Here is a 19694-nt window from a genome sequence, read left to right as displayed (position 1 = left end):
GAGGGCTCATTCGGCAGCGACCTTCGTTCCGGTATCGGCCAGCCTGCGGGCGAGGACCAGCGCCGCGATCAGGCTGTTGGCGCGCGCAATGCCCTTGCCGGCGATGTCGAAGGCGGTGCCATGGTCCGGTGAGGTGCGAATGAAGGGCAGGCCAAGCGTCACGTTGACCGCCTCGTCGAAGGCCAGTGCCTTGGCCGGGATCAGCGCCTGGTCGTGATACATGCAGATCGCCACATCGTAGCCCGCGCGGGCGCGCGCATGAAACATCGTGTCGGCCGGCAGCGGCCCGAAGGCGTCGATGCCAAGCGCACGCAAAATGTCGATCGCAGGGCAGATGATGCGCTCGTCTTCCGTGCCCATCGCGCCGCCTTCGCCGGCATGCGGATTGAGCCCGGCAATGGCGAGCCTTGGCTTGGCGATGCCGAAACGACTTGCAAGATCGGCGGCGGTGATGCGGCCGGTGGTGACGATCAGCTCTGTCGTCAGCGCCTTCGGCACCTCGGCCAGCGCGATGTGAATGGTCACCGGAACGGTGCGCAACTCGGGACCGGCAAGCAGCATCACAGGCGTCACCTCGACGCCGCCGTGAAGCGACGCCAGATGCGCCAGATATTCGGTGTGGCCGGGAAAGCCGAAGCCGGCATCGTAGAGCGGCTTCTTGGCGATCGGGCAGGTGACGACGGCCGCGGCCCGGCCGGCAAGGCAGTCGGCCACGGCGCGGTCGATGGCCTCGATGGTGCCGGCGGCGTTGGCCGGGTCCGGCCGGCCGAGATTGTCGGTGAAGCGGGCAACCAGCGGCACGACGGGCAGGGCGCGGTGAAAGACGCGCGCCGCTTGCGCCGGCGTCGTCTCAACGATCGCCACATCGGCGCCGAGCCGACGCGCCCGCGCGGCAATCAGCGACGGGTCGGCGAGAAGGTAGAATGGCGGTACGCCAGCGCTGTCGCGCGCCTGCCACGCCGCAATGGCGATCTCCGGCCCGACGCCGGAAGGATCGCCGACGCTCAGCGCCAGCGGAAGCTCTGCGTCAAGCACGGCCAAGCCAGCTCAGCGCTGGACGATGCGGGCTTTCTTCCGCAACTCCTCGACATATTTCTCGCTGAGCGCGTCGGCGTCCTTGTCGGTACTGCCTTCGGCCTGGAACACCATCTGCGCGACCTTGTCGTCGGAGACTTCTCGCGACGAGCAGATGCCGATGAACTCGACGCCGCGGTCGGTCGCGCGCGTGGGCGTGGCGCCGCCGACCTTGGTGGCCTTGACCTGTTCGGCCCAGTCCGGTGGCAATTGCGGCGCCAGCACCCGGCCAAGATCACGCACGGTGACGTCGATCAGGCCCTTGGCGAATTCGCGCGTGCTGTTGCAGCCATTGAAGCGGGCGCGCATAGCGTCGGCCTCGCGCTTGCGCTTGGCCAGCGTGGCGCTGCGCTCGGCCGCCGGCACAACGAAGATGACCTGCTGCAGCATGTATTCGGTGGCGCTTGGCTTTGCGCCGCCCTTTTCGAGCATCTTCTTGACAAGGTCCTGTTCGCTGACCGCCCCGCCGCTGTCGCCGGAGTGGTAGCGCGCGGTCAGCGCCTGGTTCCAGGCCATCTGGGCGCGGATGAACTCCTTGAAATGCTCTTTGCTGACACCGGACTGCGCCATGACACCGTCCAGTTGCTTGAGCTGCATCTTGTTGGTCGAGGCAAAGCGCTGATAGGCGGCCTCGACCTGAGCGTCGCTAACGCGGATGCCGAGGCGCCTGGCTTCGGTGACGCGCAGCGTCTGGTCGACCATTTCCTTGGCGGCGTCGCCCTTCTTGTGCTGCAGGCGCAGGAACGCGGCCCGGTGCGCGATGTCGCCGGTGGTGATCGGTACGTCGTTGACGACGTATTTGATCTCGCTGGCGAAGGCCGGCGGTGTCATCACGGTGATCGAAACCGAAGTCGCCGCCACAAGCAGCGCGAAACCTGCCGAAAAGAGGTATTTTCTCATCGAAAGCATCCCAAATCTATCCTGGTTCCCGCCCAACCCCATGCCAGGGAGCCAAAACCCGTGCCTGCTTTATGCGGCAAAACGATGTCGCTGAAGCCACGTGCGCCCACTCCTGGACGCACAAAATACGCTCAAGCCGGTCGCCTGTTACTGGATCGTGTCGACGGCGCTGGTGGACGAACCGAAATCGCCCAGCGTGCGGAACGACAGGTTGAAGCCGACATTCTGCGACACTTCCTTGGTGACCGAGTCGCGCGATTCCGAGAACGTCATCAAATAGGTGAAGCAGGAATCATTGTAGGCAAAACCGACCCCGTCCTTGACCAGCACGCTTTGCTGCAGGTCATAGGTTCCGGTACCGAAGATGCGCCAGTTCTCGTTAAGGTGCGTCGAGGCGCCAAGCGTGACCTCGTGACGGTCGGTGGTGAAGCCGTACAGCGGCTGCGCCTGGATGAAGGCGTATTTTGCACTCAACGAAACCGGCAGGCCGGAATAGGCCGCCTTCACCTCGGCGCGGCGGATCTCGAAGCTCTGCTCGTCGAAACGGCCGCTGAGCGACCCGGAGAAGCCGCTGGGGCTGTTGAAGCCGACGAGGCCGACATAGTCGGAGGTCGAGGTCTCGAGGCCCGAATAGGCACCGACATTGACCAGGTCTGGCGCGGCGAACGAGTTCTGCCCGCCTAGCTGATACGATTGGCCGAACAGCGCGTTGGTGCTCCAGCCATTGTCATAGGCGCCGGAGTAGCGGAACCCGACATTGGCGCGGCTGCCGCCTTCCATGCGGTCGTAGCCGGAGAATTTGTCGCGTTCGAACAGCGTTGTGGCGTCGAAGACGAAGCTCTGTGCGTCCTCGTTGGGAACGCTGAGGCCGCCGACATATTGCTCGTTCGGGCGCACGAAGAGTTGTGCCATCGGTTCGACGATATGACTGGAGCTGGGCATCGAGAACAGCACCGGCCAACGCATTTCAAGCCCGGCGGTTGCCATGTAACGGGCCAGCGACGAACGCATGTCGTCGTTCTCGCCGAGGTTTGTCGCCATCTGGTTGATCGCGGCGAGTGAGGCCGAAGATGCATTGAGGTAGCTGGCGTCGCCGCGTAGCGCCAGCAGCGGCGTCAGTTGCAGCCCGCCATCGGTGGTGAAGGTGCGCTTCCACTCGGCCTCGGCGGTGAGGCGGCCGGATTGGCCCTCGATGCCGCGCACGCGCTCGACGTTTGAGGCCGAATCAAGCGCCTTGTCCAAGCTGTCGCGGCTGATGACCCGCGCATTGACGTTGAGCGACAACTGGCCGCCGGCCACCGACATGTCGGGGATGTAGGCATAGTCGAGCGATGGCAGCACCCAGGGCTGCTTGCCGGCGCGCGCGGTCGGATCGTTGACCAGCGTGTTTTCCTGAACCTGGAACCGCATGGCGCGCACATCGAAATAATTGCGGCCGTTGAGGCCGGTCAGGTAGACCGTCGACTGATGGACGGCGTCTTTGTAGCCGTCGATGGCATAGGTGCGCGAGAAGTTCTTGTCGGACTGCAGCAGGACGTCCCAGCCGAAATCCCAGCGCGGGTTGATGGCGAACTGGCCCTTGGTGCCCATCATGCCGCGGAACTTGTTCGGGTCGCCAGCGGCACCGGAATTGACATTGTGGCCACTGCTGTCGATGAATTCGTCGGGATTTTCTTGCCGGATGCCGGCGATCTTCAAGCTGTACTCGCCATTGTTGAAGCGCTGGCGCCACTCGGCCTCGCCGAGGAAACCCTGCTTGGTGTAGCCGCTGCCGGTGACGGTGAGGTCGTAAGTCGGCGACAGCGCGAAATAATAGGGGATTTTGACGCCGACACCGAGATCGGTGTTGTAGGTGATGCCGGGGATCAGGAAGCCGCTCTTGCGCTTGACCGTCGGGTCAGCGATCTCGAAGGCCGGTAGGTAGGCCAGCGGAAAGCCGAAAAACTCGAAATTCGCGTTCTCGAAGCGAACCGTCTTCTTCTCGCCGTTCCAGATGATCTTCCTGGCCTTGACGCGCCAGGTCGGCGCCTTGTCCGGCTTGTCCTCGCACGGCTCGCAGGCGGTGTAGACGCCATTGTGGAAGGTCGTCAGCACGCCGCCCATCCGCTCCGCGCTCTCGGCGGCGAAATAGGCCTTTTCCGGCGTTTCGACGCGCAGCGCATTGACGAAGCCGTCGGCGAAATCGTCGGTGATGTCGATATGGTCCGAATTGATCTTGGTGCCGTCGCTGTTGACGATTTCAACAGCGCCACTGGCAACCAGGCGCTTGGTGTTGCGGTCGTACACGACCCGCTGGGCGACAAGGCGATTGCCGCCATAGTCGATCTGGACGCCACCAACGGCGGTCACGGTCTGGTTGTCGTTGTTGTAGACAAGCGTGTCGGCGGCCAAGAGCATCTGCGTGCCGGCCGGAACCTTCGACGCCATGTCGGTGACGTCCTGCGCCAGCGCAGGGGCCATCGGCACGGCGCAGGCGAGCAGGCATGCCAAGGCGCTCGCCCCATAAAGGCGCGCCAAACCGGCCTGCCTATGGCTGCGCAAAACCGCCTCCCTCACTAGCCGTCTTCCTTGTATAGCAGGAATGTCACCCCAAAGAACATAGCCACGACAACCGGAACCCATGCAGCCACGGCTGTGGGAACGAATCCCGCCACGCCGAATGCCTTGACCAGCACCGAAACGACATAAAGCAGAAAGCCGGCCAGGACGCCACCCAGAATCATCGTTGCCGACTGCCCCATCCTCGCAAATCGCATTGATACTGTTGCCGCAATCAGCGTCATGGCGACAAGCAGGAACGGCAACGCCACCAGCGAATCAAACTGCATGGCGAAGGCATTTGCCTTCAGCCCGAAGGAACGGGCAACTTCAATCTTGCCCGGCAGCTCGTAGAATGGGATTGTTTCCGGGCGCGCCAGCCTCTCCTGCACGAATTCCGGCTTGAGATTGGTCACCACCCGGTCGCTGGCCAGCGACTGCACGGTGCCGTTCCTGAACACCTTGACGTCCTGCAGCTCCCAGTAGCCGTCGCGCAGGAAGGCTCGCGCCGCATCCTTGCGTTCGACGATGTCGCCTTGCGCAGACAGGACGAAGAAGACGGCGTCGGACATCTCCAGGCCCTGGTTGAGAATGGCGCGGGCGCCGATGATGGTGTCGCCGGAGTTGGTTTTCTGCCGGATCCAGGGCGTCGCGTCGGGCGAAACAGCGTTCGATTTGCCGGAGCGGAGCTCGGTTTCGATCTGTTCGGACCAGGAGAAGGCGTGCGCGGCGATCGGATTGATGACGCCGACCGACAACACCCCGAACATGAGCGCGCCGATGCAGCATGGCAACAGGAACTGCCAGGCCGAAACGCCGGCCGAGCGCGCGATTACCAGCTCGTACTTGCGGTTCAGCGACACCAGCGTCGCCATGGCCGAGAACAGGCCGACGAACGGCACCGTCTGCAGCATGATCATCGGCATCCGCAGCGCAGAAATGGCGAATGCCGAGCCATAGGTGAAACCCGGCAAGCCGACGATGCGGCCGGAAAGCTCGGTGAAATCGATCAGGAACACCAGCGCCAGCAGGCCGATGAAAAACCACACCGTGATCGCCACGTAGCGAAAGAAGAAGTAGCGGCCCAGAGTCCAGCCCATTAGCGAGTCCAGCCCATCAGCTGATTCCCTGACCGGACGCGCCGCGCCTGGCGAAGCGCAGCTTGACGGCGGCCCAGCCGTCGCTGACGCGGCTGGCGAAATTGGTCATCCAGTCGGCCCAGGCGCCGGGCAGTTCCATGGCCCGGTTTGAGACGATGAACCAGATGGCAATCAATGAAGCCACGATCGGCACGCCGTAGACCATATATGCGTATTGCGGGATCTTGTCGGCCTTGCCGGCGGCGAAGAAGCCGAGCCAGCGCACGAACAGCGCAACCGCAATGGCCGTGATCAGCGGATGGATACGCGCCTCGCGGTGCGAGCGTGCGTCACCGGCCACCGCCAGCGCAATCAGCGCGAACACCAGCGAGTACGACCATTCGGAAAAACGCTGGTTGACTTCGGCGCTGTAGCGGCTCGGCTGGCGCTGGAACATCTTGTCGTTGGTATCAGGGTTGAGCAGGTACTGGGTCGTGCGGTCCTTGGGCAAAAGCGTGACCTCGTTCGCCGCCGCCATGAAGGCGGATAGATCGAAGGCGTAAGAGGAAAAGCGGATGACCGAGAGGTCGCCGGTCAGTGTCTTGCGATGGATGACGCCGTCATTCATCATCAGCACCTTCTCGTTGCCGCGTTCGACGACGCTGCCCGTCTTGGCGTAGTAGACCAGATTTGCGCCTTCCTCACGCGAATCGGCGACGAAGATACCGCCAAGCCGGTTGTCGGGAAGCCGCTCGCCGATCTGCAGGAACAGGCCCTCGTCGATCTTGCGGAAAGTGCCTTCCTGGATGATCAGCGACAACAGATCGGCGCGCGACGACGCGACCAGCTCGCGGTTCTTCTGCCGCGCATAGGGCTCGATGCCATTGTCGACCGCGAAGGAAAAGACCGCCGCCGCCAGAGCCAAAAGCATGATCGGCCGCACGATGGTCCAGCGCGAGGAACCGGCGGCGTTGATGACGGCCAGTTCCGAATCGGAATTCATGACGCTGAGCGTCTGGGCGACCGCCACCACCAGGGCGAACGGCACCACGATCGGGATGATTGTCGGGATGATCAGCGCCGCGACCTCGAAGAAGGTCAGCGCCGACTGGCCGCTGTCGGTGACGAGGTCGATCTTGGCAAGCACCTGCGTCGTCCACACGATGGCCAGCGTCCACACCAGCGCAGCCAGGAACACCGCCAAAGCGCGACGCATGATGTAGCGTTCAACGACCTTCATTAAGGCTTTTCTCGATTTTGCCGAACGGCATCATGCCTGCCGACAAGGTAGTCGTCCGCAGGCGCCTGTACAACTGCTTCCATCCGGCGGTTCGATCCGGTCCCGTTCCACATCGCCGTCCCGCGTGCCGGAGTGTCGGCGGCAATGGATAAGAAAGGGCGAACATCAATGGTTAACAACAGGTTGCGGCAAGAAGCGGGGCCGTGCCGCGACGAATCGTCATCGATTCAACCGCGCATATGGGATGCAATTTCGGCAAAGTCTTGCCAAATGCCGGAAAACGACCAAATGTCGCGCACACTTCCCCTAGAGCTTAGCCGTTTCCCGAAAGCAGGACCTGATGAATTCGAGACCTTCGATCGCCTTCGCCAAATTTGCCGCGCCCAAAAAGGGCAGCACCTTCGTGCTGGCGGCTGACGACGGCAGCCTTGGCGAGCCGGCAAAGGCCTGCGATCCGGCGAAAACCCTCGACCGGGCGTTCCCGGTGGCCGATTTCACCGGCAAGTTCGCCAGCCTTGTCGAAGTGCTGGCGCCGGAGGGGACAGCGCTCGACCGGCTGGTGGCGATCGGCGCCGGCAAGGTGTCCAACCTCGACGACTATGCCTGGCTGAAGCTTGGCGGCACCGTCGCCGCGTCGCTGCGCAAAGCGACGGAGGTGGCCGTCGTGCTCGATGTGCCAGGCGCCACCATTGCCGGCAGGCAAGCGGCGAGCGTTGCCGCCGGCATAATTTTGCGCAGCTATTCCTTCGACAAGTACAAGACCAAGAAGGACAAGGATGACGGTAAGAACGAGCCGAAGAAGCCGGTCAAGGTGACCATCCACACCGCCGATCCTTCCGCGGCGAAAAAGGCTTTTGCCGAAGAGTTGGCGGTGATCGACGGCGTGCTTCTGGCGCGCGATCTTGTCAATGAACCCGCCAATGCGCTGGGGCCGGTGGAATTTGCCGCCCGCGCCAAGGAGCTCGAGGCGCTCGGCGTCAAGGTCGAGATCCTGGCCGAGAAGGAGATGAAGAAGCTCGGCATGGGCTCGCTGCTCGGCGTCGCCCAGGGCTCGCCGCGCGGCGCCCGCATGGCCGTCATGCAATGGAATGGTGGCAAGGCCAAGGACTCACCCGTAGCCTTCGTCGGCAAGGGCGTCACTTTCGACACCGGCGGCAATTCGATGAAGCCGGCGTCGGGCATGGAGGACATGAAGGGCGACATGGGCGGTGCTGCGGCCGTCACCGGGCTGATGCACGCGCTGGCCGCGCGCAAGGCGAAAGCCAATGTCGTCGGCATCATCGGGCTGGTCGAAAATGCCGTCGACGGCCATGCCCAGCGCCCCGGCGACATCGTCACCTCGATGTCGGGCCAGACCATCGAGGTGCTCAACACCGACGCCGAGGGCCGCCTCGTCCTGGCCGACGCGCTGTGGTATTGCAACGACCGCTTCCAGCCGAAGTTCATGGTCAATCTGGCGACGCTGACCGGTGCCGTCATGGTCGCACTCGGCCAGCATTATGCCGGCCTGTTCTCCAACAATGACGAACTGTCGGAGAAGTTGACGGCGGCCGGGCAGGCGACGCAGGAGCGGCTGTGGCGCATGCCGCTCGGCGCCGAATACGACAAGCTGATCGATTCCAAGAATGCCGACATGAAGAACATCGGCGGCCGCTATGGCGGCGCCATCATCGCCGCCCAGTTCCTGCAGCGCTTCGTCAAGGAGACGCCGTGGGCGCATCTCGACATCGCCGGCACCGCCATGGGCTCGCCGCCAAGCGAGATCAACCAGTCATGGGGCTCCGGCTTCGGCGTCAGGCTGCTCGACCGATTGGTCCGCGACAACTACGAGGGATAGGCTTTCAATCCTTGTTTTTACGCAATTCCTGACGGAAAACCGCTGCACACTTTTCCTGGAATTGCTCCAGAGGCGCAATCATGGCCGACGTCCTGTTCTACCACCTGACCGAATCGACGCTGGAGGACGCGCTGCCCGGCCTCTTGGAGCGCAGCGTCGATCGCGGCTGGCGCGCCGTGGTGCAGACCGGCACCGAGGAGCGGCGCGACGCGCTCGACCAGCGTCTGTGGACCTTTCGCGACGATTCGTTCCTGGCCCATGCTACCGACCGCGAAGCCTTTCCGGCAGAGCAGCCGATCCTGTTGACCACCGGCAAGGAGAATCCCAACCAGGCAAAGATACGCTTCCTGGTCGACGGCGCGATGCCGCCGGAGCTTGCCGGCTACGAACGCGCGGTATTCATGTTCGACGGCCACGACGCCGTCCAGGTGGAGGCGGCGCGGGGCCACTGGAAGGCGATGAAGGAGGCCGGCCACGCCGTGACCTACTGGCAGCAAACGCCGGACCGGCGCTGGGAACGCAAGGCTTAGCAAGGGTGGTGTCTCATTCGAGTTTCCGCAAAGGGTGAAATGATCGCGGCAGCTACTGGAATACAATCATGGTTACCAATCTTCCTGGATTTTTCGAGGGCACCGAAATGCCTACCAGCGGCTGGTGGGAAGCACTGTGGCCCGACCCTGATGGTGTGCTCGCCGCAGTAGGGCTCGAACCGGGTATGGATGTGGTCGATCTGTGCTGCGGTGATGGCTGGTTCACGCTGCCGATCGCCAGGATCGCGCGTCACGTTACGGCTATCGACATCGATCCGCATTTCCTGGAGTTGGCGCGCAAGCGTGTGGCCGAAAACGGCGTGACCAATTGCGACTTTGTGGCAGGCGATGCCTGCGGGCTTGCCAGTCTGGTTTCGCGGCGACCTGACTTCGTCTTTATGGCGAACGCTTTTCACGGCGTTCCCGATCGGCTGCGCTTGGCTTGTGCCCTGCGTGCAACGCTCAAGCCCGGTGGCGCCTTTGCCATCGTCAACTGGCATCGCCGCCAGCGCGAGGAAACGGTGATCCTGGGCGAACCTCGCGGACCAAGGACCGAATTGAGACTGTCGCCGCAACAAACCATCGAGGCGGTCGAGGCGAGCGGCCTGCGGCTAAGGCATGTGGTCGAAATACCGCCCTATCACTATGGCGCCGTGTTTGAGCAGCCAACGGACTGAGAGTATCCCAACTGCCAGTCAGTGCCGGGCATGTTCGCATTGGCTGTGATCAGCCAGCACCTCGATCACCCGGCATTCGCCGACCTTCCCATGCCGGCAGCCTTCGACCATCAGTTCCAGCTCGGCTTTCAATGCCGTGAGGCTGCGGATTCGCTGAACCACGTCGGCCAGCCGCGCCTGCGCTATGGTGTCGGCCGTTGCGCAGGGCTGGCTGGGATTGTCCTGCAACGTCAGCAGGGTGCGAATGGCTTCGATGTCGAACCCCAACTCGCGTGAATGGCGAATAAACGCCAACCGGCGCAAATCGCTCGCCTCATAGTGCCGGCGATTGCCCTCGCTGCGAACCGGCGCGGGCAGCAAACCGATCTGCTCATAGTAGCGGATGGTCGGCACTTTCACCCCGCTCTGTCGGGCCGCTTCGCCAATCGGGACGCTGCGCATCATTTTTCGCTTGCTCCTCTAGCCGCTAGAGAATGTAGCGTCGGACTGGAATGGTTCAAGGAATGAGACGATGGCTGCAACCGCCGCACAAACCCGCTATCGCGTCGAAGGCATGGATTGTGCCGGCTGCGCGACGAAAATCGATAGCGCGGTGCGGCGCATGCATGGCGTCGAGGATGTGAACGTCTCGGTCACATCAGGCACCATGACCGTCAGGCACACCGCGGAAAGCGATCTCGCCGCGATCGAAAAGAAAGTGACAGGCCTCGGCTATTACGTGGCTCAGCTCACAAGCGAGGCCGGACAGAATGCCAAGCTGGCCGGGCACGGCGCCAAGGGAGATCATGACCACGTTGGCCACGACCATGCCGGCACAGCCAAAGATGACCATGACGGAGATGTGGAGGGCTTGCACGGCCACGAGCACACGCCCACCTCGGGACCGTGGTGGAAAAGCGCCAAGGGGCGACTGGCCATCGCCAGCGGCGGGGCATTGGCCGCAGCTTTTGCGATTCACTATTTCTGGCCGGCCACCGGCGTCTGGGTCTTCATTGCCGCCATGCTGATCGGTCTGGTGCCGATTGCACGGCGAGCCGTGATGGCCGCGCTCGCTGGTATTCCCTTCACCATCGAAATGCTGATGACCATCGCTGCGGTCGGCGCCGTCATCATCGGCGCCGGCGAGGAAGCCGCCACGGTGGTCTTCCTGTTCCTCGTCGGCGAGTTGCTGGAAGGGGTGGCCGCCGGCAAGGCTCGCTCCAGCATCCAGGCGCTGACCACGCTGGTGCCCAAGACGGCCTTGCTGCAAGAGAATGGCGCCACGCGCGAAGTTCCGGCCGAAGCCCTTAAGGTTGGTGCCGTCATTCTGGTGCGGCCTGGCGATCGCATTCCAGCCGATGGCAGGATTGTCGAAGGCGAAAGTGCCATCGATGAATCGCCGGTGTCGGGAGAAAGCGTGCCGGTCCGCAAGGGCGTCGACGCCAACGTGTTCGCCGGCACCATCAATGGCGATCGCGTATTGCGCATCATCGTGACAGCGGCGGCCTCCGACAACACCATTGCCCGCATCGTCAAGCTGGTCGAGGAGGCACAGGAGAGCAAGGCGCCGACGGAGCGCTTCATCGATCGTTTCTCACGCTGGTACACGCCCGGCGTTGTCGCCGTCGGGGCTCTCGTGGCCATCGTTCCGCCGCTGGCCTTTTCCGGTGACTGGAACGAATGGATCTACAAAGGTCTGGCGTTGCTGCTTATCGGCTGTCCCTGCGCTCTCGTCATATCGGTACCGGCGGCCATTGCGGCATCGCTCTCGGCCGGCGCCAGGCGCGGCCTGTTGATGAAAGGTGGCGCGGTGCTGGAAGGCCTCGGCAAGATCACCGCCGTGGCGTTGGACAAGACCGGAACGCTGACCCTCGGCAAGCCACAAGTCACCGATGTGATTTCTTTTGGCCGTCCTGACGCGGACGTGTTGCGTCTGGCCGCTGCCCTGGAAACCGGCTCAAGCCATCCGCTGGCTCTCGCTATCCTCGCGAAGGCTGCTGCCGAAAAGGTAAAGGTGCCACCGGCATCCAAGGCGCAGGCGCTGGGCGGCAAGGGCGTGAAAGGCACCGTGGAAGGTGCCGAAGTGTTCTTGGCGTCGCCGCAGGCGGCCAGCGACACGGTCGAGCTCTCGGCCGAACAAACAGCCGAGATTACAGCGCTTAATGATCAGGGCAAAACGGTTTCCATTGTGCTCATAGGCGAAAAAATCGTCGGCGCCATTGCAATGCGTGACGAGCCCCGGCCGGATGCGTTGGCCGGTCTCAAGGCGCTGACAGATTCCGGCATCAAGACCGTCATGCTGACCGGCGACAATAAGCGCACGGCAGCGGCTATCGGCAAGCAGTTGGGCATTGAGGTCCGAGCTGAGCTGCTGCCTGAGGACAAGCAGCGCATTATCAGCGAGCTGAAAGGGCAGGGGCTTTTCGTCGCTAAAGTAGGCGACGGCATCAACGATGCGCCGGCGCTCGCGGCGGCCGATGTCGGTATCGCCATGGGTGGCGGCGCCGATGTCGCCCTGGAGACTGCCGACGCAGCGGTGTTGCATGGCCGCGTCGGAGACGTCGCTGCGATGATAAGGCTATCTCAAGCGACCATGGCCAACATCAAGCAGAACATCACCATGGCGCTGGGGCTGAAGGTAGTGTTTCTGATGACTACCATAGCTGGCATGACTGGTTTGTGGCCCGCTATTCTCGCCGATACCGGCGCGACGGTGCTGGTGACAGCCAACGCCATGCGGTTGTTGCGCTGGAAGGGCTCCACGTAGGCTGCGACGGTCGACGCGCGTCGTATCACATCCGCCAGTGCAACCCAACGGGGCGAATGAACCCACGGCTGCGCCGGCCAAGGGCGGCTCTACCCGGTTCTCACGCCGCCGCACGGTGTTCTTCACGGGCAGCTTCCCACACTTCGCGGGCCGCATCGGCGTTCATAGCCGCGATCCCTAAACCCACTATCAGATCGGGCCAGGCGGAGTGCCAGAGCAAAGCAGTGACCAGCCCGGCGACAATAATGGCGATGTTGGCAAAGGCGTCATTGCGGGCCGACAGGAAGGCCGCCTTTGTCAGGCTGCCGCCACGGTGACGGTACGCGGCGAGCATGTAGGCACAGGAGAGGTTGACGGCCAGAGCGCCCAGGCCCGCCAGGGTCAAGGCGATCGGCTGCGGCGGCACCGGCACGTTGAACTTCTCCCACGCCGTCCAGAGCGTGGCCAGACCGGGCACGAGCAGGATGAGTGCCAGAGCCATCCCCACTCGTGCGCGAGAGCGGACTGACCAGCCAAGTGCGAGCAGGATAAGGAGATTTACAGAGGCGTCTTCCAGAAAGTCGATGCTGTCGGCGAACAGAGACACTGACCCTATGGTGAGCGCCACCGCGAACTCGATCCCGAAATAGGCGAGATTGAGCAGCGCGACGATAAGGACGATGCGACGGAGGGGGAGGTTCATCTTCTGAACGTAAACGAGACTGCTGCATTGGGCCACCAGCTTCGCGATTCTTGGCGTGAAGAAACAGACCCCACCCTTTCCGGTCGGATTGACTGGGCCGTCGCCTTCCGATCGTCGGGCGCTGCCTGTCATCCAACTTTCATATTGCGGCGATAAGCATCCTTAGTTCCGGATTTATGGATGCATGGACAAGACAACAGCTCTTCTTGCGCTCGCAGCGCTCGGCCAGGACACCAGGCTTGAGGTGTTTCGCCTGCTGGTGCAAGCCGGCGCCGAAGGCGTGCCGGCCGGTAAGATCGCGGCGCGCCTGAGTATCGTCCAGAACACCATGTCGGCGCATCTGAAGGTTCTCGACCATGCCGGGCTGGTTCGTGCCGAGCGCGAGGGCCGCACCATCCGCTATGTCGCCGACATGACCGGCTTTCGCGACCTGCTTGCCTACCTCATGGAGGATTGCTGCAACGGCGCGCCTGAGCTTTGCCAGCCGGTTGCCCAGGCCGTGACTTGCAGGTGTTAGGGGAGGAAGCCGTGAGCGAGTTCTGCAATCTTCCGAAGCCGGTTGAGTCCCATGGCCCCTGATCTGTCACGCCGCCTCGTCGCCGAAGCGCTCGGCACCGCTCTGCTGGTTGCCGCGGTTGTCGGTTCGGGCATCATGGCCGATCGCCTGACCGACGATGTGGCGCTGGCGCTGCTCGGAAACACCATTCCGACCGGCGCGATGCTGGTGGTGCTGATCACCATTCTGGGGCCGATTTCCGGTGCGCATTTCAATCCGGCGGTGACGCTGGTCTTTGCGTTGCGGCGGGACATCGGGGTCAATGCAGCGCTAGGTTATGTCGCTGCACAGATCCTCGGTGGCATTGCCGGCGCGTTCCTGGCGCATGCCATGTTCGAATTGCCCATCCTGCAGATTTCCCAGACCGTGCGGAGCGGAAGCGGCCATTGGATTGCCGAACTGGTGGCCACCTTCGGTTTGGTCTTCACCATCCTGACCGGCCTGCGCTTTCGCAGCAACGCCATTCCCTGGCTGGTCGGGCTCTACATCACATCGGCCTACTGGTTCACCGCCTCGACCTCGTTTGCCAACCCGGCCGTCGCCATTGCACGCGCCTTCTCCAACACGTTTGCCGGCATCAGGCCGCTCGATGTCCCGGCCTTCATCGGCGCTGAGTTGGTCGGCGCGCTGCTCGCCATGGCGCTGGCTGGCTGGCTTCTCGCCGAACCCAAAACCACGGCAGAAATGAGAGCTGCGCAATGACCATCACCATCTATCACAACCCTTCCTGTGGCACGTCGCGCAACACGCTGGCCATGATCAGGCAATCCGGCGATGAGCCGGAGGTGATTGAATATCTGAAGACGCCGCCGTCGCGTGAAAGACTGGTCGAGCTGATTGCGGCGATGGGAATGACACCGCGCGAACTGCTTCGCGAGAAGGGCACACCTTACGCCGAGCTCAATCTTGGCGATCCCAAATGGAGCGACGACGAGATTCTCGATTTCATGCTGGCGCATCCGATCCTGATCAACCGCCCAATCGTGGTGACGCCGCGCGGCGTCGTTCTGGCGCGGCCGTCGGAAGCGGTGCTCGACATCCTGCCCAATCCCGATATTGGCCCCTTCACCAAGGAAGACGGCGAAGTTGTCATCGATGCCGGCGGCAGCCGGGTAGTCTAAAGCCATATTTCGAGATTTATCGAAATAGGACTTGACCGCCGCGATCGTCGGCGTATGCTATTTCGATGAAACTCGAACAAGCAGCCAAACAACTCGAAGCGCTCGGCAATCCGACGCGGCTCAACCTCTATCGCACGCTGGTTCGGGCGGGCGCAGCGGGCAGGCCGGTCGGCACTCTGCAGGAAAGCCTCGGCATCGCCGCCTCGACGCTGTCGCATCATTTGCACCGTCTTATCCTCACCGGACTGGTGACGCAGGAGCGGCAGGCAACGAAACTGATCTGCCGCGCCAATTACCCCATCATGAACGAACTCATCGGCTTTCTCGCCGACGAGTGCTGCGCCGACGCCGCTTGCAATTCGACCGCGGAAGAGGCCGCCGCCTGATCTCTCTTTTTTGCCAGATATTTCGGTAATCCCGGAAATATGGAAGGTGTAAAATGAACTTGCGAGATGATCTTCCTGTCGCCGTCATCGGCGCCGGTCCTGTCGGTCTGGCGGCAGCCGTCCATTTGCTGAAGCAGGGCCTGCCGGTGAAGCTCTATGAGGCAGGCAGCAGCGTTGCCTCCAACCTCAGGGACTGGGGCCATGTCCGGGTGTTCACGCCCTGGCGCTATTGCGTCGACCAGACAGCCCGAGCACTGCTAGAATCCCATGGCTGGGAAATGCCGGAGCCCGAGACGTTTCCGACCGCCAATGAGCTTGTCGCGCGCTATCTCAAGCCGCTTGCAAACCTTCCGGAGCTCGCGCCATCGATCGAAACCGGCGCCCGAGTCGTCGGCATCTCGCGCTGGGGCGCCGACAAGGTTGTGAGCAAGCAACGTGAGACGCGGCCCTTCATGCTGGTGGTCGAGACCGCCGATGGCACAAGGCGCGACAGCGCGCGCGCCGTCATCGACGCCTCGGGCACATGGCGAACGCCCAATCCGCTCGGCGCCGGCGGCATCGCTGCCGAAGGTGAGGAGGAATGTGCCGATCGCATCGCCTATGGCATCCCCGACATTCTCGGCCGCGACCGAGCGCTTTATGCCGGCCGCACGACGCTGGTTGCCGGCTCCGGCCATTCGGCCGCCAATGCCTTGCTCGACCTTGCCAGGCTGGCGGATGTCGAGCCGGACACGGCGTTCATCTGGGTGACGCGCGGCACCGATCTCGTGCGCATCTATGGCGGCGGCGATGCCGACCAACTGCCGGCGCGTGGCGAGCTCGGCGCCGATGTGCGCGACCTCGCCGAAAGCGGCCGCGTCACGCTGGTGACCGGCTTTGCCACCACCGCCATCCGCATGGTCGACGGCCGTCTGATCGTCGACGGTGAAACGAAGGATGGCTTGCGGCTGATCGGTCCCGTCGACCGCATCATCGCCGCAACCGGACAGCGGCCTGATCTCACGCTGACACGCGAGCTTCGATTGGACCTCGATCCGTGGCTTGAAAGCGTCAAGGCGCTGGGGCCGCTGATCGATCCCAACGAGCATTCCTGTGGCGACGTGCCGCCGCATGGTCACCGCGAACTCAGCCATCCCGAGCCCGGTTTCTACACCGCCGGCATCAAGAGCTATGGCCGCGCGCCGACCTTCCTGCTGCTGACCGGCTATGAGCAGGTCCGCTCTGTCGCAGCGGCGATCGCCGGCGACATCGCTTCCGCCGACGCCGTGCAACTGGTGCTGCCGGAAACCGGCGTCTGCACGGTGCCTTCGTCTACAGTTGGCGAGGCTTCCAAAGGCTGCTGCGGCGGTCCGGCGCCAAAGCAGGCGGATGCTTGCTGCGTCGCCGACGCCGAGGCCAAAGCCGTCGGCAAGGCTGGTTGTGGCTGCGGCGTGGCAAAGTCGAGCGCGATGGAAGCCGCGGAGTGAGCGACCGCAAGGTTCCCCCTTCGGCGATCTGGGCGCTCGGCGTCACCCAGATCATCGGCTACGGCACGCTCTACTACAGCTACAGCATCCTTGCGCCGGCCGTCGCCACGGAGTTGGCATGGTCACCGAAATGGGTGTTCGCGGTGCTTTCGGCATCGCTGCTGGCAAGTGCTGTTCTGGCACCCATTGCCGGCAGCCTGGCGGACAGATATGGCGCTGCCCGCCTTATGGTGCCTGGTTCGCTGGCCGCGGCCGGTGCGCTGCTGTTGTGCGCACTGGCGCCTGGACGTATCGGTTTTGCCGCCGGGGTGCTGGCGATGGAACTGGCCTCATGCTTCGTGCTCTACAGCACGGCGTTCGTCGCCATCGTGCAACTGGGCGGTCGCGGTCGCGGCATCACCCATCTCACCTTGATCGCCGGCTTTGCCTCGACACTGTTCTGGCCGCTGACGACGGTGTTGCACAACCATCTCGGCTGGCGCGAGGTTCTCCTCCTCTTCGCCGCGCTCAATATCGGCGTCTGCCTGCCGATCCACTGGTGGCTCGCGCGGTTTTCCCGCAGCATTGGCGAGAAGCACCGGATCGTTCCCGCCACTGCCGACATCTCGGCGGCCACGCAACGCCATGGCTGGTCACCGATCTTCGTCCTGATGCTGGTAGGCTTTGCCATCGAGGGGTTCATGCTGTCGGCGATCCTGGTCCAAATGGTGCCGTTGCTGACGATGGTCGGGCTTGGCGGAGCAGCTGTGATTGTCGCAAGCCTGTTTGGTCCCTCGCAGGTGGCGAGCCGCCTGGTCAACATGCTGTTCGGCCATGGCCTGTCCCAGACATGGCTGGCGCTCGGCGCCACTGCGGCTTTGGCCGGCGGTCTTGCGGTGCTGCTTGTTGCGGCGCCGTCAGTGCCGGGCGCCGTCCTGTTTGCCGTGTTGTTCGGTTTCGGTTCGGGCCTGATGAGCATCGTCACCGGCACGTTGCCGCTCGAATTGTTCGGCCACGCGCGTTACGGCTCTTATGTCGGCTGGATCACCGCGGCGCGTCAGTTCTGTTCCGCCTTCGCGCCGTTTGGTCTGACTTTCATGATTGCCGCCGTCGGCGTCTTTCCGGCGCTTTGGCTCAACGTGCTGGTCGGGCTGTGTGGAACTGCGGCGTTTGCCGGGATTGCCTTGCTCAGCCGGAGCCAGAACAAATCGCGCAAGACTGCGGATGAGACCACCGCGGCACTTGGTGCGGAGATCGTCTGACGAGCGTCCTTGTCAAGACAGGCGACGGCCCGCTTCTCCGGGCCATCGCTTCCCTGTCTTCAAAACCTCACTGCCCGCCCATTTCCTTCTTGAACGTGTCGAAATCGATTTGCATGCCGTTGAAGACGGTGCTCCAGTGGCGGGTCAGCGCCGACACGGCCACGGCCTCCTGGATTTCCTCGTCGGTGGCGCCGGCGCGCTTGGCGTCCTGCGTGTCCGACCAGATGCAGTAGGTGCACGGGATCTGCGCTGCGACGGCCAGCGAGATCAGCGACTTGACCTTGGGCGGCAGCGCCGTCTTGTCACTCAACTGCAAAGCCTTGACCTCGGCCCACGCGCCGGGCAGAGCGGCTTTCGGAAATTGCTTCACGAAGCTTGGCACGCCGCCCATCGTCGCCTGCATGTCCTTGATGGCTGCGTCATAATCGTCGGCATGGGCAGGCGCCGACAGCGCAAGCGCGCAGGCGGCAACGGCGAGCAGGGACGCACGGCGGATGGAAGACGGCACGGATGAAAGAATGCGGTAAGCAGACATGATTTTTCTCCTCTGGTCTTTGTTAGCCTTACGATGTAAGGTGATGCGGAAAATGAACCTTACAGTGTAAGTTGTCAAGCGACGCCATGGACTCATCGATCAAAAAAGCGCGAACACGTGGGCGGTTGTCCCGACAGATGATCGAGGATGCCGCCTTCGAGGTGATCGAGCGGGAGGGGCTTGCCGGCTTTTCGATGCGCAAGCTGGCGGCAGCGCTCGGCTGCGAGGCGATGAGCATCTATCATCACTTTCCCTCGCTGGCGCATCTGCACGAGGCGCTGGTCGACCGGCTGGTCGGCGCGCTCGAAATGCCCGATGCCGGCCTGCCGTGGCGGCAAAGGATGCGCATGGCCATGCAGGACTTCCGCCGCGTCGGCCGCGAGCATCCGGCCTTCGCGCCGTTCCTCGTTACCTACCGGATGAACTCGCCGACCTGCCTCGCCTGGCTGAACAGCATTCTCGGTCTGTTCGAAGCCGGCGGCTTCAGCGCCGAGCTGGCGGCGCGGCTGTTCCGCACGGCCGGATACTACCTGATGGGCGCCATCCTCGACGAGACTGCAGGCTATGCCAAAGGTCCGTCGGCGGTCAGCACGGTGAGCGACGAGCAACTGGCGCGCGATTTTCCCAATGTCATGGCCGCCGGCCCCTTCTTCGGCACCGCCGAATTCGACGCGACATTCGAGCTCGGCCTCGACATGCTGCTGGATGAGATGGAACGTCTGCGCGACAGCGCCGATGCAAGGTAGTTGTCAGGCAAGGTGCGGCAGGCGCCAGAGATTTCGCGAGCCGTTACATCAGGGACGCGGTCGCCAGACGACTGCGAACGACGTTCGGCTTCTGGTCGCCAACATACTCGACTTTGGTGTCCACCAGACGGTCGCTGTCGATCCCGGCTGCGGTCAAGATATCCTCGATCGCCTTCAGGCGCTGCTTGGCCAGTTGCTTGTTCGTCTTTGCAGCGTCGGCGCCGGTGAATTCCGTGGCCGCGAAGACCGTCAGGGCGGCCGCGGCGAAAGACACTGCGCTTCCGGCAATGACAACAAACGCCAGACCAAGATTCAGGGATTTCCTCATGGTCCTGGCGCC

Annotated in this window: 20 protein-coding genes; 11 read left to right on the top strand and 9 right to left on the bottom strand. The window is 63.2% G+C overall.

The features are described from left to right. Positions 1-6: 6 nt before the first annotated feature. From pdxA to lptF, 5 genes are all read right to left on the bottom strand, one after another. A complete protein-coding gene (gene pdxA / locus AC1D0N_RS23905) occupies positions 7-1035 on the bottom strand; it encodes a 4-hydroxythreonine-4-phosphate dehydrogenase PdxA (RefSeq protein WP_477248364.1) in 1029 nt (342 codons plus the stop codon). A 12-nt stretch (positions 1036-1047) separates the two neighbouring features. Beyond that, positions 1048-1983, bottom strand: a complete 936-nt coding sequence (locus AC1D0N_RS23900; RefSeq protein WP_477248292.1) for a peptidylprolyl isomerase — start codon at positions 1981-1983, stop codon at positions 1048-1050. 138 nt (positions 1984-2121) lie between these two features. Continuing rightward, positions 2122-4530 (bottom strand): LPS-assembly protein LptD, encoded by a 2409-nt coding sequence (locus AC1D0N_RS23895; protein WP_477248290.1) that lies wholly within the window; start codon positions 4528-4530, stop codon positions 2122-2124. Further along, on the bottom strand, positions 4530-5612 hold the full coding sequence (lptG, locus tag AC1D0N_RS23890; protein WP_477248289.1) for an LPS export ABC transporter permease LptG: 1083 nt from the start codon (positions 5610-5612) through the stop codon (positions 4530-4532). Before lptG ends, AC1D0N_RS23895 begins: the two co-directional genes overlap by 1 nt. 16 nt (positions 5613-5628) lie before the next feature. Next, positions 5629-6831 (bottom strand): LPS export ABC transporter permease LptF, encoded by a 1203-nt coding sequence (lptF, locus tag AC1D0N_RS23885; RefSeq protein WP_477248287.1) that lies wholly within the window; start codon positions 6829-6831, stop codon positions 5629-5631. Between the two features lie 340 nt (positions 6832-7171). On the opposite strand from lptF, the gene AC1D0N_RS23880 reads away from it, so the two are divergent. The 3 genes from AC1D0N_RS23880 (at position 7172) to AC1D0N_RS23870 (ending at position 9875) form a co-directional block, all read left to right on the top strand. After that, positions 7172-8668 (top strand): leucyl aminopeptidase, encoded by a 1497-nt coding sequence (locus AC1D0N_RS23880; RefSeq protein WP_477248285.1) that lies wholly within the window; start codon positions 7172-7174, stop codon positions 8666-8668. An 80-nt stretch (positions 8669-8748) separates the two neighbouring features. Beyond that, the gene (locus AC1D0N_RS23875) at positions 8749-9198 is read left to right on the top strand and encodes a DNA polymerase III subunit chi (RefSeq protein ID WP_477248283.1); all 450 of its coding nucleotides are present in this window, start codon (positions 8749-8751) and stop codon (positions 9196-9198) included. A gap of 68 nt (positions 9199-9266) precedes the next feature. After that, the gene (locus AC1D0N_RS23870; protein ID WP_477248281.1) at positions 9267-9875 is read left to right on the top strand and encodes a class I SAM-dependent methyltransferase; all 609 of its coding nucleotides are present in this window, start codon (positions 9267-9269) and stop codon (positions 9873-9875) included. Between the two features lie 18 nt (positions 9876-9893). Here AC1D0N_RS23870 and AC1D0N_RS23865 read toward each other — a convergent pair whose 3' ends face one another. Further along, positions 9894-10316, bottom strand: a complete 423-nt coding sequence (locus AC1D0N_RS23865) for a MerR family transcriptional regulator (protein WP_477248362.1) — start codon at positions 10314-10316, stop codon at positions 9894-9896. A gap of 70 nt (positions 10317-10386) precedes the next feature. Between AC1D0N_RS23865 and AC1D0N_RS23860 the strand changes: the two genes are divergently transcribed. Further along, entirely contained in the window at positions 10387-12621 is a 2235-nt protein-coding gene (locus tag AC1D0N_RS23860; RefSeq protein WP_477248279.1) for a heavy metal translocating P-type ATPase, read from the top strand. A 100-nt stretch (positions 12622-12721) separates the two neighbouring features. Here the strand turns inward: AC1D0N_RS23860 and AC1D0N_RS23855 are convergent, their stop codons facing one another. Further along, complete coding sequence (locus AC1D0N_RS23855) at positions 12722-13303, bottom strand: cation efflux transmembrane domain-containing protein (RefSeq protein WP_477248360.1); 582 nt, start codon at positions 13301-13303, stop codon at positions 12722-12724. Between the two features lie 184 nt (positions 13304-13487). Between AC1D0N_RS23855 and AC1D0N_RS23850 the strand changes: the two genes are divergently transcribed. The 6 genes from AC1D0N_RS23850 (at position 13488) to arsK (ending at position 18073) form a co-directional block, all read left to right on the top strand. Continuing rightward, positions 13488-13820 carry an ArsR/SmtB family transcription factor gene (locus AC1D0N_RS23850; RefSeq protein ID WP_477248277.1) on the top strand — a complete coding sequence of 111 codons (333 nt, stop codon included), beginning with the start codon at positions 13488-13490 and terminating at the stop codon, positions 13818-13820. 51 nt (positions 13821-13871) lie between these two features. Beyond that, on the top strand, positions 13872-14561 hold the full coding sequence (locus tag AC1D0N_RS23845; RefSeq protein ID WP_477248275.1) for an aquaporin: 690 nt from the start codon (positions 13872-13874) through the stop codon (positions 14559-14561). Further along, positions 14558-14980, top strand: coding sequence for an arsenate reductase (glutaredoxin) (gene arsC / locus AC1D0N_RS23840; protein ID WP_477248273.1), 423 nt, complete (start codon positions 14558-14560; stop codon positions 14978-14980). The genes AC1D0N_RS23845 and arsC overlap by 4 nt, the downstream gene beginning before the upstream one ends. A 65-nt stretch (positions 14981-15045) precedes the next feature. Further along, positions 15046-15366: an ArsR/SmtB family transcription factor gene (locus tag AC1D0N_RS23835; protein ID WP_477248271.1), complete on the top strand. Its 321-nt coding sequence runs from the start codon at positions 15046-15048 to the stop codon at positions 15364-15366. 53 nt (positions 15367-15419) lie between these two features. Continuing rightward, positions 15420-16832 (top strand): NAD(P)-binding protein, encoded by a 1413-nt coding sequence (locus AC1D0N_RS23830; RefSeq protein WP_477248269.1) that lies wholly within the window; start codon positions 15420-15422, stop codon positions 16830-16832. Then, the gene (gene arsK, locus AC1D0N_RS23825; RefSeq protein WP_477248267.1) at positions 16829-18073 is read left to right on the top strand and encodes an arsenite efflux MFS transporter ArsK; all 1245 of its coding nucleotides are present in this window, start codon (positions 16829-16831) and stop codon (positions 18071-18073) included. The genes AC1D0N_RS23830 and arsK overlap by 4 nt, the downstream gene beginning before the upstream one ends. A gap of 67 nt (positions 18074-18140) precedes the next feature. On the opposite strand, the gene AC1D0N_RS23820 is transcribed toward arsK, so the two are convergent. Further along, complete coding sequence (locus AC1D0N_RS23820) at positions 18141-18608, bottom strand: carboxymuconolactone decarboxylase family protein (RefSeq protein ID WP_477248265.1); 468 nt, start codon at positions 18606-18608, stop codon at positions 18141-18143. Between the two features lie 137 nt (positions 18609-18745). Here AC1D0N_RS23820 and AC1D0N_RS23815 point away from each other — a divergent pair, with 137 nt between their 5' ends. Further along, entirely contained in the window at positions 18746-19354 is a 609-nt protein-coding gene (locus AC1D0N_RS23815) for a TetR/AcrR family transcriptional regulator (RefSeq protein WP_477248263.1), read from the top strand. 43 nt (positions 19355-19397) lie between these two features. Here the strand turns inward: AC1D0N_RS23815 and AC1D0N_RS23810 are convergent, their stop codons facing one another. After that, positions 19398-19682 carry a hypothetical protein gene (locus AC1D0N_RS23810; RefSeq protein WP_477248261.1) on the bottom strand — a complete coding sequence of 95 codons (285 nt, stop codon included), beginning with the start codon at positions 19680-19682 and terminating at the stop codon, positions 19398-19400. Positions 19683-19694 lie beyond the last annotated feature (12 nt).

Source organism: Mesorhizobium sp. P2_E10, from assembly GCF_056404235.1.
Note: the sequence above shows the minus strand (reverse complement) of the source record. Positions and strands in the feature narration are given on the sequence as shown.

Coding starts and splice junctions, on each gene's coding strand:
- lptG (WP_477248289.1), bottom strand. CDS start 5,612: ATGGGCTGGACTCTGGGCCGCTACTTCTTCTTTCGCTACGTGGCGATC.
- arsC (WP_477248273.1), top strand. CDS start 14,558: ATGACCATCACCATCTATCACAACCCTTCCTGTGGCACGTCGCGCAAC.
- AC1D0N_RS23845 (WP_477248275.1), top strand. CDS start 13,872: ATGGCCCCTGATCTGTCACGCCGCCTCGTCGCCGAAGCGCTCGGCACC.
- AC1D0N_RS23850 (WP_477248277.1), top strand. CDS start 13,488: ATGGACAAGACAACAGCTCTTCTTGCGCTCGCAGCGCTCGGCCAGGAC.
- AC1D0N_RS23860 (WP_477248279.1), top strand. CDS start 10,387: ATGGCTGCAACCGCCGCACAAACCCGCTATCGCGTCGAAGGCATGGAT.
- AC1D0N_RS23900 (WP_477248292.1), bottom strand. CDS start 1,983: ATGCTTTCGATGAGAAAATACCTCTTTTCGGCAGGTTTCGCGCTGCTT.
- AC1D0N_RS23830 (WP_477248269.1), top strand. CDS start 15,420: ATGAACTTGCGAGATGATCTTCCTGTCGCCGTCATCGGCGCCGGTCCT.
- AC1D0N_RS23815 (WP_477248263.1), top strand. CDS start 18,746: ATGATCGAGGATGCCGCCTTCGAGGTGATCGAGCGGGAGGGGCTTGCC.
- AC1D0N_RS23855 (WP_477248360.1), bottom strand. CDS start 13,303: ATGAACCTCCCCCTCCGTCGCATCGTCCTTATCGTCGCGCTGCTCAAT.
- AC1D0N_RS23880 (WP_477248285.1), top strand. CDS start 7,172: ATGAATTCGAGACCTTCGATCGCCTTCGCCAAATTTGCCGCGCCCAAA.
- AC1D0N_RS23835 (WP_477248271.1), top strand. CDS start 15,046: ATGAAACTCGAACAAGCAGCCAAACAACTCGAAGCGCTCGGCAATCCG.
- AC1D0N_RS23875 (WP_477248283.1), top strand. CDS start 8,749: ATGGCCGACGTCCTGTTCTACCACCTGACCGAATCGACGCTGGAGGAC.
- AC1D0N_RS23865 (WP_477248362.1), bottom strand. CDS start 10,316: ATGCGCAGCGTCCCGATTGGCGAAGCGGCCCGACAGAGCGGGGTGAAA.
- lptF (WP_477248287.1), bottom strand. CDS start 6,831: ATGAAGGTCGTTGAACGCTACATCATGCGTCGCGCTTTGGCGGTGTTC.
- AC1D0N_RS23870 (WP_477248281.1), top strand. CDS start 9,267: ATGGTTACCAATCTTCCTGGATTTTTCGAGGGCACCGAAATGCCTACC.
- AC1D0N_RS23810 (WP_477248261.1), bottom strand. CDS start 19,682: ATGAGGAAATCCCTGAATCTTGGTCTGGCGTTTGTTGTCATTGCCGGA.
- AC1D0N_RS23820 (WP_477248265.1), bottom strand. CDS start 18,608: ATGTCTGCTTACCGCATTCTTTCATCCGTGCCGTCTTCCATCCGCCGT.